13 protein-coding genes are annotated in these 13,186 nt (G+C 73.8%); 8 read left to right on the top strand and 5 right to left on the bottom strand.

The window, feature by feature from the left end; genetic code table 11:
• The first annotated feature begins 5 nt into the window (after positions 1-5).
• Together ACTEI_RS21430 and ACTEI_RS21435 are read left to right on the top strand one after the other, a co-directional pair.
• On the top strand, positions 6-1,271 hold the full coding sequence (locus ACTEI_RS21430) for a vWA domain-containing protein (protein WP_122979274.1): 1,266 nt from the start codon (positions 6-8) through the stop codon (positions 1,269-1,271).
• Positions 1,268-1,897 carry an FHA domain-containing protein gene (locus ACTEI_RS21435; protein WP_122979275.1) on the top strand — a complete coding sequence of 210 codons (630 nt, stop codon included), beginning with the start codon at positions 1,268-1,270 and terminating at the stop codon, positions 1,895-1,897. The genes ACTEI_RS21430 and ACTEI_RS21435 overlap by 4 nt, the downstream gene beginning before the upstream one ends.
• 46 nt (positions 1,898-1,943) lie before the next feature.
• Here the strand turns inward: ACTEI_RS21435 and ACTEI_RS21440 are convergent, their stop codons facing one another.
• Entirely contained in the window at positions 1,944-2,474 is a 531-nt protein-coding gene (locus ACTEI_RS21440) for a snapalysin family zinc-dependent metalloprotease (protein WP_122979276.1), read from the bottom strand.
• A gap of 148 nt (positions 2,475-2,622) precedes the next feature.
• Here ACTEI_RS21440 and ACTEI_RS21445 point away from each other — a divergent pair, with 148 nt between their 5' ends.
• The 6 genes from ACTEI_RS21445 to ACTEI_RS21470 all read left to right on the top strand — a co-directional run bounded on the left by ACTEI_RS21445 (position 2,623) and on the right by ACTEI_RS21470 (position 9,927).
• Positions 2,623-4,863 (top strand): ATP-binding protein, encoded by a 2,241-nt coding sequence (locus tag ACTEI_RS21445; RefSeq protein ID WP_122979277.1) that lies wholly within the window; start codon positions 2,623-2,625, stop codon positions 4,861-4,863.
• Between the two features lie 96 nt (positions 4,864-4,959).
• Positions 4,960-5,793, top strand: coding sequence for an alpha/beta fold hydrolase (locus ACTEI_RS21450; protein WP_122979278.1), 834 nt, complete (start codon positions 4,960-4,962; stop codon positions 5,791-5,793).
• A gap of 1,133 nt (positions 5,794-6,926) precedes the next feature.
• The gene (locus tag ACTEI_RS21455; RefSeq protein WP_122979279.1) at positions 6,927-7,322 is read left to right on the top strand and encodes a hypothetical protein; all 396 of its coding nucleotides are present in this window, start codon (positions 6,927-6,929) and stop codon (positions 7,320-7,322) included.
• Positions 7,323-7,564: 242 nt separating this feature from the next.
• On the top strand, positions 7,565-7,999 hold the full coding sequence (locus ACTEI_RS21460) for a hypothetical protein (RefSeq protein WP_145830879.1): 435 nt from the start codon (positions 7,565-7,567) through the stop codon (positions 7,997-7,999).
• Positions 8,000-8,611: 612 nt separating this feature from the next.
• Complete coding sequence (locus tag ACTEI_RS21465) at positions 8,612-9,058, top strand: tyrosinase family oxidase copper chaperone (protein ID WP_122979281.1); 447 nt, start codon at positions 8,612-8,614, stop codon at positions 9,056-9,058.
• Between the two features lie 47 nt (positions 9,059-9,105).
• Positions 9,106-9,927: a tyrosinase family protein gene (locus ACTEI_RS21470; protein WP_122979282.1), complete on the top strand. Its 822-nt coding sequence runs from the start codon at positions 9,106-9,108 to the stop codon at positions 9,925-9,927.
• Between the two features lie 324 nt (positions 9,928-10,251).
• Here ACTEI_RS21470 and ACTEI_RS21475 read toward each other — a convergent pair whose 3' ends face one another.
• The 4 genes from ACTEI_RS21475 to ACTEI_RS21485 form a co-directional block, all read right to left on the bottom strand.
• The gene (locus tag ACTEI_RS21475) at positions 10,252-10,575 is read right to left on the bottom strand and encodes a tyrosinase family oxidase copper chaperone (RefSeq protein WP_164466036.1); all 324 of its coding nucleotides are present in this window, start codon (positions 10,573-10,575) and stop codon (positions 10,252-10,254) included.
• Positions 10,576-10,767: 192 nt separating this feature from the next.
• Positions 10,768-11,145, bottom strand: a complete 378-nt coding sequence (locus ACTEI_RS21480; protein WP_239082626.1) for a hypothetical protein — start codon at positions 11,143-11,145, stop codon at positions 10,768-10,770.
• Positions 11,109-12,233: a hypothetical protein gene (locus tag ACTEI_RS37225; RefSeq protein ID WP_164466038.1), complete on the bottom strand. Its 1,125-nt coding sequence runs from the start codon at positions 12,231-12,233 to the stop codon at positions 11,109-11,111. Before ACTEI_RS37225 ends, ACTEI_RS21480 begins: the two co-directional genes overlap by 37 nt.
• Before the next feature lie 145 nt (positions 12,234-12,378).
• Positions 12,379-13,164 carry an inositol monophosphatase family protein gene (locus ACTEI_RS21485; RefSeq protein WP_122982317.1) on the bottom strand — a complete coding sequence of 262 codons (786 nt, stop codon included), beginning with the start codon at positions 13,162-13,164 and terminating at the stop codon, positions 12,379-12,381.
• Positions 13,165-13,186: the final 22 nt, after the last annotated feature.

The following is a 13,186-nucleotide window of genomic DNA, read 5'->3' on the forward strand; positions in this document are numbered from 1 at the left end:
GCCGAGTGTCCTACCACGCCGAGGCTTTCCAGAACGAGTATCTCGCGATGGGTGCGAGCGAGGTGAACGCGATCGTCACCGTGTCGTCCTCGGGTGGCGACGGCGGCGGTCGCACGGCCGGCGCCACCGAGATCATCATCGTTGACGCGTCCGGGTCGATGCAGGCCGAGGGCCGGATGGCGGCTGCCCGGCAGGCCGCCAGGGCGGCGGTGGAGTGCATCGACGACGGTGTGCGGTTCGCCATCGTGGCCGGGGTCAGCACCGCGCAGCAGCTGTTCCCGGACCCGGGGCAGCTGGCCGTCGCGTCGCCGCAGTCGCGGGCCGACGCGGTCCGCGCGATCGACCGGCTGCAGGCCAGCGGCGGCACCGCGATGGGCGCCTGGCTGTTGCTCGCCGCGCGGCTGTTCGAGCAGCGGCCGGGCGACATCAAGCACGCCATCCTGCTCACCGACGGCGACAACGGCGAACGGCACGGGTACCTGGAGGGCGTGCTGGAGCAGGTCGCCGGCCGCTTCGTCTGCGACTGCCGGGGCGTCGGCACGAACTGGAAGGTCTCCGAGCTTCGCAAGATCGCCACGGCGATGCTGGGCACCGTGGACATCGTGGCGCGCCCGGAGGACCTGACCGCCGCCTTCCAGCAGATGATCACCGCGGCGATGGGCAAGACCGCCGCGGACGTGCACCTGAAGGTGTGGACGCCGGTCAACGCCACGGTGCGCTTCGTCAAGCAGGTCGAGCCGCAGGTGATGGACCTGACCGGCAAACGGGCCGAGGACGGGCCACGGGCCGGACGCTACCCGCTCGGCTCCTGGGGCCGGGAGAGCCGTGACTACCACATCTGCGTCGATGTTCCGCCGGGCGGCGCCGGTGACGAGATGCTGGCCGCCCGGGTCTCGGTGGTCGAGGGCGACACCGTGCACGCGCAGTGCCTGGTCCGGGCGGTGTGGACCGAGGACACCGCGCTGTCCACCCGGATCAACCGGCAGGTCGCGCACTACACCGGGCAGGCCGAGCTGGCCGAGGCGATCCAGGAGGGCATCGCCGCCCGGGAGGCCGGCGACGACCGGACCGCGACGCTGAAGTTCGGCCGGGCCGCGCAACTGGCCCACCAGAGCGGCAACCGGGCCACCGAGGAGCTGCTGGCCAAGGTGGTGGAGATCGAGGACGCGGCGACCGGCACGGTCCGGATGCGGCGCCGGGTGAACGCCGCGGACGAGATGGCGCTGGACACGCAGAGCACCAAGACCGTCCGTGTCGGACGGTCCCAGTGACCACACACGCCTGCCCGAACGGGCACGCCTCCACCGAGGCGGACTACTGCGACACGTGCGGGGCGCGGATCGGGGGCGCGGCGGCCCTGGCCGCCGAAGCCGCGGACCCCGGCGGGCCGTGCCCGAACTGCGGCACCCCGCGCGCCGGCACGGCCCGTTTCTGCGAGGACTGCGGCTACGACCACACCACCGGCCAGGTGCCGCGGCTGACCGAGGCGCGGCCGGAACCGGTGACGGCCGGGCGGTGGACGGTGACCGTCGCGGCCGACCCGGGATATTTCGCGATGAACGCCATCGAGGGCGTCTCGTTCCCGGCTGACGCCAAGGAGCGCACCGTGCCGCTGCCCGCGCCGCAGGTGCGGATCGGCCGCCGCAGCTCGTCGAAGGGCACCGCCCCGGAGATCGACCTGGCGCAGGAGCCGGCCGACCCGGGCGTCTCGCACGACCATGCCCTGCTCACCATCGACGTGGACGGCGTGTGGCTGGTGACCGACCTCGGCTCGACCAACGGGACGTACCTCAACGACGAGGAGCAGCCGTTGCCCGCCGGGCAGTCGCGGGCGCTGCGGGACGGCGATCGGGTGCACGTGGGCGCGTGGACCACCCTGACCCTGCACGCGCCCTGAATGCGCGGGCGCCGGGCCCGCCCCGTGGCCGGCCCGGCGCCGCGGGTCAGCCGGCCCAGGCGTACGCGGCCGGGGCGACCGTGGCCGAGGTGGCGAAGCTGCGGTTGACGGTGGCCGCCTCGGTGGCGTTCGGGTACGCGTTGGTGCAACTGACCGGCGCGCTGCTGCCGGACATCAGGTCGGCGCAGAGCCCGGTGCGGCGGTCCGGCAGCCCGAGGATGTGCCCGAACTCGTGCGCGGCGATCCGCGGCGGGTGGTACCCGTCGTTCACCGCCTCCCGGCCCATGTACCAGCGGCCGTTGCCCAGCGACGTGGTGTACGTCCGGGGCCAGCCGTTGTCGGCGTACACCCGGATGTTCGGGGTCCGCCCGGCCGGTACCGGCTCCAGCCGCACGTTGGTGACCCGGCTGTTCCAGATCTGCGCGCCCTGGTTGACGACCGCGACGAACTCCTGCGCCTGGCTCGCGTCGTAGTACAGCACCCGGGCCGCGGCGTGCGCGGGGGTGGCGCCCGCCAGTTGGACGCCGGCGAGGGTCAGCGCGGTCACGATCGCGGCCGCCACTTTTCGCATCAGCATCGATGTCCTCCTCGGGGGATTCGGGGATGGCCCGACCCTACGAGAGAAAGCGACGTATATCGATGCGCTTCCCCATACCACTTGCCGCCTCCGACCCACGTGATGTCCGCCGCTGCGCGCTCGCGCGCCGATGTGCTTTCTTCGTGCCGTGCCGGAATTCGGAAGCAGGCTGCGCGAGTTGCGACGGGCCGCGGGGCTCACCATGGAACAGCTCGCCGAGGCGTCCGGGGTGAGCGCCCGGGCGATCAGCGACATGGAGCGCGGGCACAGCCGGGCGCCGCAGGCACGTACCCTCGCCGCCCTGGCCACCGGCCTCGGGCTGGACCCGGGGCAGCTCGGCGACCTGGAGGACGTCGCCCGCCGGCGACGCGCCCACAGCGCCGGCCGGCCCCGGCTGTGCGAGCCGCCCCGCGCGATCAGCGACTTCGTCGGGCGCGCCGACGAGCTGGACCGGATGCGCCGGCACGCCCTCGCCGGTCTCGGTCCGGCCCCGGTCGCGGTGGTGCACGGGCAGCCGGGGCTGGGCAAGACGGCCCTGGCCGTACGCCTGGCCGACCAGCTGCGCGACCGCTATCCGGACGGTCGCTTCTACCTCGACCTGCGCGGCACCGACGCGGAACCGATGTCGGCCGGCGACGCCCTGGTCCGGCTGCTGCGCGCCCTGGAGGTCGGTCCGCGCCGCATCGCCGAGACCGACGACGAGCGCTCCAGCCAGCTGCGGGCCGTGCTGCGCGAGCGGCGCTGCCTGCTGGTGCTGGACAACGCCGGCAGCGAGGCCCAGGTCCGCCCGCTGCTGCCCAGCGAGGGCGAGAGCCTCGCCGTGGTGACCAGCCGGCGGGTGCTCGGCGGCCTGGCCGGCGTGGAACGGATCGCGCTGGCCCCGCTCGCCCCGCACGAGTCGGCCGCGCTGCTGCGGGCCATCGCGGTGCAGGCCGCCGACCCGCGGGCGGCCGCCGGAGTGGAGGCGGTCGCCCGGTTGTGCGGGCACCTGCCGCTGGCGCTGCGCATCGCCGGCACCCGGCTGGCCACCCGTCCGGCGTGGACGGTGGAGCACCTGGTGGCCCGGCTCGCCGACGCGGACCGACGGCTGGCCACCCTGACCACCGGCGACATCGGGGTGGCCACCGCGTTCGCGCTGTCCCACGCGCAGCTGAGCAAACCGGCCCGGGAGCTGTTCCGGCGGCTCGCGCACGTGCCCGGGGTGGACTTCGCGGCCACCCTCGCGGCGGTGCTCACCGGCGGTCACCCGGACGACACCGCGGACGGGCTGGACGAGCTGGTCGACCTGGGCCTGCTGCAACAGTCCGGACCGGACCGCTACCGTTTCCACGACCTGATCCGGCTGTTCGCCGAGGAACGGTTGCGGATCGAGGAGCCGGCCGGGACCCGCGCGGCGACCGCCAAGAAGATGTCCGACTGGCTGCTGGAGACGGCGATCGTGGCCGGCCGCTGGTTCGAGCCCGGGTACGGCCGCCTGCCCGACGGCTGGGGCGGGCCGGTCGCGCTGGGCACCGCCGAGGAGGCGGACACCTGGCTGCAGGCGGAGCGGGCGAACTGGCTCGGCGCGATGCGCTCGGCGGCCCGCGGCGGGCAGTACCAGCTGGTCGTCGACGTGGCCGAGGCGATGCACTGGTACTCCGACAAGTACGTGCGCGCCGACTACTGGTACGAGGTGTACGGCATGTCCCGGGCCGCCGCGGCCCGACTGCCGGACCGGCGGCAGGAGGCGACGCACCTCAACTACTTCTCCTGGGCGGCGACGCACTGCGCCCGGCGTCCGGGCGAGGGCGCCGAGATCGCGATGGACGCCTACCGGATCGCGGCCGGGCTCGGCGACCTCAAGGAGCAGTCCTGGGCGCTGCGCTACGCCGGCGACGCCTGGCGGCACGGCGGGATGCCGGAACGGGCGCTCGACGCCTACCGGCGGGCCACCGAGCTGGCCGACCGGGCCGGCGACCACGACGGCTACATCCAGCTGCGGCCCGGCATCGCCCGGGCGCTCATCGCGCTGGGCCGGCACGAGGAGGCGATCGAGGAGTGCGCCGCGACGCTGCGCGACATCGAGACCCGTCCGGTGGCGGCCCGACCGGAGCTGAGCGCGCGGGTCAGCGCGCACGGCATCGCGGCCGAGTCACTCGCCGAGAGCGGCCGGTGGGCGGAGGCGCTGCGCGAGGCGGAGCGGGCGATGCCGTACGCGGTCGAGTTCGGCTACCCCGGCTACCTCGGCGAGCTGCACCTGACGATCGGCCGGGCCCGGATGGCGCTCGGCCTGCGTGACGCGGCCCGGCCGGCGCTGCGCAAGGCCGTCGAGCTGCTCGACGATCTGCCGCACCAGCGCTGGCGGCAACTGGCCCGGCAGGGGCTGGCCGCGCTCGGCGAGACCGCATGAGGTTCTGCGTATCGTTCTGCGTGGTCGCCCACCCGCCGCGGTGATTGCATGGGGGTACGGCCGCGCCACCGGAGCGCGCCGCGGGAAGGGACCTCCATGGGCTACGTGACCACCTCCGACGGCACGAACATCTACGTCAAGGACTGGGGTGCCGGCCGCCCGGTCGTGCTCAGCCACGGCTGGCCGCTGAACTCCGACAGCTGGGAGGCGCAGCAGCTGTTCCTGGCCCAGAACGGCTATCGGGTGATCGCGCACGACCGTCGCGGCCACGGCCGCTCGGACCAGACCTGGCACGGCAACGAGATGGACACCTACGCCGCCGACCTGGCCGCCGTCATCGAGACCCTCGACCTGCGCGACGTCACCCTGGTCGGCTTCTCCACCGGAGGCGGCGAGATCGCCCGCTACATCGGCAACCACGGCACCGCCCGGGTCGCGCAGGCCGTGCTGGTCTCCGCGGTGCCGCCGCTGATGCTGCAGACCGACGACAACCCGGGCGGCCTGCCGATCTCGGTGTTCGACGGCATCCGCGCCGGCTCGCTCGCCGACCGCTCGCAGCTGTACAAGGACTTCGCGGCGGGCCCGTTCTTCGGCGCGAACCGGCCGGGCGCGAAGGTCTCGCAGGGCATGCAGGACTCGTTCTGGCTGCAGGGCATGACCGCCGGGCACCACAACACCTACGAGTGCATCGCCGCCTTCTCGGCCACCGACTTCCGCGGCGATCTGGCCAAGTTCGACATCCCGACGCTGGTGATCCACGGTGACGACGACCAGGTCGTGCCGTTCGAGGTGGGCGGCAAGGCCTCGGCCGCGCTCATCAAGGGCGCCGAGCTCAAGGTGTACGCCGGTGGCCCGCACGGCATCACCGACACTCACAAGGAGCAGCTGAGCGAGGACCTGCTCACGTTCCTCAACAGCTACGCCGCCTGACGCCGGCCGGTGCGGGGAGGCGATGGGCTTCCCCGCACGCCGGCCACGCGAGGAGGCGAGCACAGGTAACACCATGGACACGGACACAGGCTCGCCGCGCGAGCGCGCCGTCCACTGAAGCGCCTCGGCGCCGGCTCCTCGCCGCGAGCGGTCCCCGCGACCGTCCGTCCCGGCGCGAGGAGCTCTTTCGCATGTCCAAACCGCGCCCCGGGCGCGGAGTTGGCACGTCTCCGGAGCGCCACGGCGGTCTCCAGGGCGGCCGGAGCGCCGCTGAACGGCGACCCGGCGCCGCGCCCGGAGCGTCGCGGAAGCCGCGTGTGCCCGGTCCGGCCGGCACGCGCCGCTTCGTCCAGCAGCCGGACCCGTGCCGTCGCGCCCGCCAGCCGAACCTGCGCCGTCCGCCCAGCAGCCAGCCCCGCGCCGTCGCGCCCGCCAGCCGGACCCGCGCCGTCCCGCCCAGCAGCCGGACCCGCGCCGTCCCGCCCGCCAGCCGACCCGCGCCGTCCCGCCCAGCAGCCAGCCCCGCGCCGTCGCGCCCGCCAGCCGACCCGCGCCGTGAGGCCCCGCGGCAGACAGCCCACCGGCCGGGCACGCGCCGAGCACCCGGCCCCCTGCCGCCCTGCCGCACCCGGCCTCTTGCCGCCCAGCTCAGCGCCCGGCCCCCTGCCGCCCAGCTCAGCACCCGGCCTCTGCCGCCCTGCCGCCCTGCCGCCGGACCATGCCGCCCCGCCCGGCACCCGGGCGCGGCCGCCTCGCCGAGCGGCCAGCCGCCCGCACCGCACCGCCCACCGGCCGGGCACGCGCGCCCTGAGGCCCGGCGCCTCGACGGCCGCCCGGCGCGCCGGAATACCCGGCATATCCCCGCCAACGCGCGATACCGGAGACCGGGTGACAATTGCTGCTGATTATCACTGCAAGCGATTGCCTATGTTTTTCCGCCATCCAACCCGGAAGCCTCGACTTAACAATCGTTAATTGCGTACGAATAGTTATCCCTTCCACTGTGACCTCATCCACATCGTCCAGTATGGAATGGTGATATGGTTCCGTCGCGCCGGTAGGGAGAACCCTTCACCGGTCCATCTGCAATGCCACGGGAAGATCCCCGGGGCCAAGGGCAAAGGAAGTTAAAAATGCGCAGAACCCATTACGCCGCCGTCCTGGCTGGCGTGGCCGCCGCGCTCGCCCCGTCCGCCGTTCAGGCAGCACCGGCCACCACAACCGGCCTGCTCGGCACGTACGATTTCGGCCGCGCCGAAGTGATCGGCCAGGCCGGGACGGAGGCCGGAGTGTGGCGGTCGTTCACCGTGCGCCACGGCTTCGCCGGTGACGACCTGACCGTCACGTACACGCCTCGCACCGAGCCGTACCGCACGGAGCGACTGGTGTACACGGCCGCCTTCGACGCGGTCGCCGATCCGCAGGCCGAGTGCCGTGAGGTCGGCGCGGACGGCGTGGCCCGCCAGGTGTGGGTGTCGTTCCGCTGCCAAACCGGCTTCGTGCCGAGCTACACGCTCTACGTGCGCTGACACTTCCGGCCATTCGGCCGAGGTTTCTTTTACCGGGCGGGAAGCCCGTTCCGCGATTCCGCCGTGCGGTCGCGCGTCGATCCACCGGATCACGCGTCGAGAGGCCCATCGCCACGGCGTCGTCACGCCGTAACCGAATCACGGGCCCGCCCGTCACGCGACCACCTTTTCCGGCCCCGCCACCGGTGGCCGGCTGCCGCATGTCATTTTCCACCGGCAGAATAACAATTCTGGAGTTTACGATGAAGAAATCGACTATCAGCGCTCTCGGCGTCCTGGCGGGCGTCGGTGCCGTCCTCGCGATGGGCGCACCCGCCGCCGCCGCGGACCACACCTTCGACCTGGCCACGGGCGGCGCCGCCGCGTACGGCACCTACGACCGGATGATGAGCATCCCGGAGCGGCCCGTCCCGCCGATCCGGGTGCAGGGGACGCTGGCGCTGAACGGCCGTAACCGGTGCGCCGTCGTCCAGATCGCCGCCAACGGCCCGGCCGACGGCATCGAGTGGCGCACCCTCAACAGCCTGTGCCAGCCCGGCAAGACCAACTTCTCGGCCGCCTCCGACTACCTCTGGGGCGGCTTCGAGCCCGGCCTGCGGCTGTGTGTCGGCGCCACCGTGCAGCGCGCCGAGCAGGGCCGCGACTGCGACGTCCACACCCCCGCGGCGACCAGCTGATCGCGCTGCGGCGGCACCGAAGGCACCGCTGAAGGCACCGGTCACAGGCCGGCACGACCCGTCCCGATCACCCGTCCACTGATCCGGCCGGGTCGTGCCGCCTCGCCGGCCGTCACCGGAGCGGCCAGCCCCGCGGGCCTGTCGCCACCGGAACCGGCCATCACCGGAAGCACCCACCAGCGGAGCCCAGCCACCACCGGAAGCACCCACCAGCGAAGCCCAGCCACCACCGGAAGCACCCACCAGCGGAGCCCAGCCACCACCGGAAGCACCCACCAGCGGAGCCCAGCCACCACCGGAAGCACCCACCACCGGAAGCACCCACCAGCGGAGCCCAGCCACCACCGGAAGCACCCACCAGCGGAGCCCAGTCGCCATCGGGTCCGGCTCCACCGGAACCACCCACCCCGGAGCCGGGCACCACCGGAACCGGCCGCTCCACTACCGACGAACCGGCCGCTCCACTCGGGCGATCCGGCCGCTCCACTACCCGGCGAACCGGCCGCTCCCCTGCCGGCTCGTCCGGTGTCCCGCACGGGTGTCGCGGGACACCGGTTCATCCCGCCGCCGCGCGTTCCGCGGCGGCGGCCACCCACCGGAAGAGGCACATACATGTCCCACCTGAGTCGTCGAGCCGTCCTCCGCTACGCGGCCGCCGCCACCGCGGTCACCGGCGGTGTCGTCGGCGCGCAGGCCCTCTCCGCCGCCGGCAGTCCGCCGGCCGCCGCGGCCAGCACGGATCCGCGCGACTTCGAACTCGACTACCGCGGCAAGAAGATCAAGGGAGTGCACGGCATCGGTACGGGGCGCAGCCGCCAGCCGCACCAGGTGTACATCAACGGGCGGAAGCTGGCCGTCATGGCGATCGAGCTGCCCGCCACCGACGGCACGGGCGTCTCGGTCGGCTTCATCAGCGCCCTCAACCACTACCAGCCGGTCCTGATCGACGAGGGCGAGAACCGTGACGGGCTGCTGGTGCTCGCCCGGCGGGCGGTCGACGCGCTCGGCGACGGCGAGCTCACCGATCTGGCCGGCGCGGACCACGACCACGGGCGCTGACCCGGCCACCGACCCCCTCTCGACCGATCGACCAGAAGGGCACCCCGATGGGCCTCCGCAAGAGCGCGCGCGACCTGACCAGCGCGGAGAGGGCGGCGTTCGTCTCCGCCGTCAAACGCCTCAAGGCGCAGACCACCGGTCGTAACTACGACTGGTTCGTCACCACCCACCTGAACTATTTCGCCGCCGTCAACGGCATCCGCTACGCCCACCAGTCCCCCTCGTTCCTGCCGTGGCACCGGCAGTACCTCATCGAGTTCGAGCGGGCGCTGCAGGTCTACGACCCCACGGTCACCGTTCCCTACTGGGACTGGACGGCGGACCGCTCGACGACCGGCACGCCGTTCACGTCCGATTTCATGGGCGGCAACGGTTCCGGCGGCAACGGCCCGGTCACCACCGGACCGTTCGCCGGCGCCACCAACTGGCGGATCACCGTCAGCAGCACCACCTCCACGTCGCTACGGCGCGCCATGGGCGGCACCACCCTCCCGAGCGCCACGCAGGTGAGCTCGGTGCTCGGCATCCCGGCGTACGACGCGGCCCCGTGGAACAGCTCGGCGACCGGCGGCATGCGCAACCGGATGGAGGGCTGGACGACGCCGAACCTGCACAACACGGTGCACGTCTGGGTCGGCGGCCACATGGGTCAGCAGGACTCGCCGAACGACCCCGTCTTCTGGCTGCATCACTGCAACGTCGACCGGCTGTGGTCGCAGTGGCAGGTGCGGTGGGGGTTCGATGCCGCGCACTACCTGCCGGCCGCCGGCACCAGTGGTGTGGTGGACCTCGACGAGGCCCTGCAGCCGTGGCCGGACGTGACCCCGGCATCGGTGCTCGACCATCGAAGCGTCTACACGTACGCCTGATCCGCCGGCCGGTCGCGGCCGCCGCCTGATCCGGCGCCCGCGACCGGCCCCCGCTACGCCCGCGACCCACCGCGCACCCAACACCCGCGCTACGCCCCCGACCCACCGCGCACCCAACACCCGCGCTACAACCGCGGCCCACCGCGCACCCAACACCCGCGGTACAACCGCGACCCACCGCGCACCCGACCAACCGCGACCGACCGCCCACCCAACAACCGCGACCCACCGCGCAGCCCACCCAACCGCGACCCACCACCCACTCAACACCCGTGGTACGACCGCGACCCACCGCCCAGCCAACAACCGCGGCCGACCGCCCACTCACCGCCGGCAGTACGCCGGCGGCTCGGTCGGCTGCAACCCGGCGCCGGCCAGGCTGCGCACCGCGGCCCGGGTCGTCGCGCGGACGCCGGTGGTGATCTCGTAGGCGTTGACCACGCTGCTGTAGCGGTTTCCGCCGTGGTCGACGAGCCCCAGGGACACGCCGTCGATGAAGGCGCACGGCTGCGCGCCGCCCCAGCCGCGGATGTACCGGCCCTGGTACCACTCGGCGAAGGCGCCGGCCCGGGCGTAGGTGTCCGCCACCATCCCGGCCGGCGCGTGGGCCACGGCAGGCGCGTGGGCCACCACAGGCGCGTGGGCCACGGCAGGCGCGTGGGCCACGGCAGGCGCGTGGGCCACGGCAGGCGTCGTGGCGAGGACGCAGATTCCGGCAGGCAGCAGGGTCGCGGTCAGGACAGCGGTTGCCAGGCGTCGCATCATCGGTGTCTCCCGGTCAGAAAGTTAATCGACGGTGCTCAATGTATTCCACATCGTGGACCGGATCCACCGCGCACGCTACGGCATACCGCTCCGAACCAGGCGCGACCCGCTGCACCGGACCGTGACCGGCGCCCGCCCACCGCCCGAACCCAGGCAGCGGACCACGACCAGCACCCACCCACCGCCCGATCGCAGGCAGCGGACCACGACCAGCGCCCGATCCCGGGCAGCCGGCCGCCACCGGCCCGCGACCGGCGCCCGAGCTCGCCCGCAGGGCTCAGGTGACGGGCCGCCGCACGGCCGGCGCAAGCCCGCGCTCCCGGCCGCCGCGGTCAGTACCAGGCCGATCAGCAGCAGTCGCACCACCTCGATGCCCAGGTTGAAGCCGAGCAGCCCGAGGGCGAGCCGGCCGGGGCTCAGCTGCATACCGGCGAGCGTGAACGCGAACGCCATCCCGTGGCCGAGGCCGAACAGGCAGGCCACGGTGGCCTCCCGGTCGGGAAGAGTGGCCGGATCGCGTGCAGCGCGCCGACCAGGATGCTCGCCGCGATGAACACCTCCACCGGCGCCGCCGGGAACCTCGCCCGGCCCAGCACGCAGACCGCCAGGGACACCCGTGCCCGACCGTGAAGGCGCAGGTCACGGCCCCCGCTCGGCGGGCGGCTCGGCCCGCGCCAGCGGCCGGCGCGGGCCCGCAGCGTCACCGGCAGGAGCAGGACCAGCGGGAACAACAGGTGATCGGTGCCCGCCAGGATGTGCTGGCCACCGAGCCGGACCATCGCCAGGAAGCCGCGCCAGGTGCTGCCGCCGAGGTCGACGGTCAGGTCGCGGACCGTCATCGTCCGGGTGTCCGTGGCGATCGTCGCGGCCGTGACGGCGTCCCGGTCCGGCCCGACCCGCCCGGCCGCCCAGTCGCGCCGCACAGTGACCAGCACGGCGTGCGTGGCGCCCCCGGTGCACCACGGCGTCGTACCCGAGCCGGAAGCGCCGCACGTCCGCGCCGGGCGGCGGGGTGAACGTCGCGGTGGCGACCATCTCGCGGTACGGCCCGGTCGTGGTCCGCTCGTCCGCGCCCGGCTCACCCGCCCGATCACCACCCGCCAGCGCCGGTCACCGGCCGACACCGGGGCGCAGGTGTGCGGCCAGGTAGTCGCGCACCCGGCCGGCGTCCGCCGGTGGCACGCCACTGGCCGGCGTGAAATCGCGGGCGGGGATGCGCCCAGGCGCGCGTCGGCCGCGAAGATCTCGACGACCCGCTCGAACCCGGTGCCGGAGCCGGTGCCCAGGGCGGTGAGCAGCACGCTTCTACCGGCTGCCCCCTGCGCGTCGTCGAGGCCGCCGACCATCACTGCGGGCCGGCAGGTGGCGCCGCACGACAGGTTCGACCGGGCGGGCGCCCGCTGCCGGGTGAGCTCCAGCTGGGCCAGGGCCTTCTGGTCGCTGTTCAGGGCGGCCGGGAAGGCGTCGGCCCGCCGCCATGCTCTTCCCGTACGACTTCCCCGTCGCCGAGGTGGCCGGCGTGGCGACGTCCTCGTCGTCATCGGGGGGCCGCCGTCGCACCGAGCGGCAGGGCGGCGGCGCCGGTGCGAGCGGCCCCGCGGCGGGCGGGTGCGGCGATCACGAACCACTTCATTCGTACGGAAGCAGATCCGGATCAGAACAACGACCCCTTACCGAGTCATGTGGTTATTTGGGAACTCCGCGAAGGATGCGTAACGATTCGTCGAGCAGCCGCGGATCGGCGGCGAACACGAACGCCCCGGCACCCGGACGCTCCTGCCCGTCCAGGCCGCGATAGCAGCCCCCGGCCTCCGGGACGATCACCGAGCTGGCCGCGAAGTCCCAGATCTGCCCGCTGGTCTGCACCGCCACGTCCAGCTCCCCCTGGGCGACCAGCAACGGCGGATGCACCGGCCAGTGCTGCTCGGCGGCCACCGCGATCAGCGGTTCGGCGACCTCCCGCCCCCAGTCCAGCGGCACCACCCCGAGCCGGCTCCCGGCCGCCCCGGCCGGCACGGCGGCCACGTGAATCCGTTCCGCGCCGACCAGCGCGCCGCCGGAGACCCGCCCCCGGTACGCCCCCTGCCCGCGCTGCGCCCACCACGCCAGCCCCTGGGCCGGCACCACCTGGACGCCGACCGTGACCTCGCCGTGCACCTCGAGCGCGAGCAGCACCAGCCACCGCGGATCGCCCCGGACGAACAGCGCCGTCCCGTCGATCGGGTCGATGATCCACCGCCGGCCGTTGCCGCCGCCGGTCTCACCGTGCTCCTCACCGAGGATCGCGTCGTCCGGCCGGGCGTCGGTGAGCACGTCGCGGATCGCGTGCTCGACCGCCCGGTCGGCCAGGGTCACCACGCTGCCGTCCTGCTTGCGCTCCTGCGGCAGATCGGCGATCACCGCGAAGTGGCGCAGCGCCTCGGCGGCGCCGGTCAGTGCGGCCCGCTGGGCCAGTTCCAGATCCGTCTCCACGCCGACCATCCTGCCGGGCCGG

This window comes from Actinoplanes teichomyceticus ATCC 31121 (assembly GCF_003711105.1).
Taxonomy (GTDB): Bacteria; Actinomycetota; Actinomycetes; order Mycobacteriales; family Micromonosporaceae; genus Actinoplanes; species Actinoplanes teichomyceticus.

Coding starts and splice junctions, on each gene's coding strand:
- ACTEI_RS21480 (WP_239082626.1), bottom strand. CDS start 11,145: ATGGCGTTCGCGTTCACGCTCGCCGGTATGCAGCTGAGCCCCGGCCGG.
- ACTEI_RS21460 (WP_145830879.1), top strand. CDS start 7,565: ATGAAGAAATCGACTATCAGCGCTCTCGGCGTCCTGGCGGGCGTCGGT.
- ACTEI_RS37225 (WP_164466038.1), bottom strand. CDS start 12,233: ATGACGACGAGGACGTCGCCACGCCGGCCACCTCGGCGACGGGGAAGT.
- ACTEI_RS21450 (WP_122979278.1), top strand. CDS start 4,960: ATGGGCTACGTGACCACCTCCGACGGCACGAACATCTACGTCAAGGAC.
- ACTEI_RS21455 (WP_122979279.1), top strand. CDS start 6,927: ATGCGCAGAACCCATTACGCCGCCGTCCTGGCTGGCGTGGCCGCCGCG.
- ACTEI_RS21465 (WP_122979281.1), top strand. CDS start 8,612: ATGTCCCACCTGAGTCGTCGAGCCGTCCTCCGCTACGCGGCCGCCGCC.
- ACTEI_RS21470 (WP_122979282.1), top strand. CDS start 9,106: ATGGGCCTCCGCAAGAGCGCGCGCGACCTGACCAGCGCGGAGAGGGCG.
- ACTEI_RS21440 (WP_122979276.1), bottom strand. CDS start 2,474: ATGCTGATGCGAAAAGTGGCGGCCGCGATCGTGACCGCGCTGACCCTC.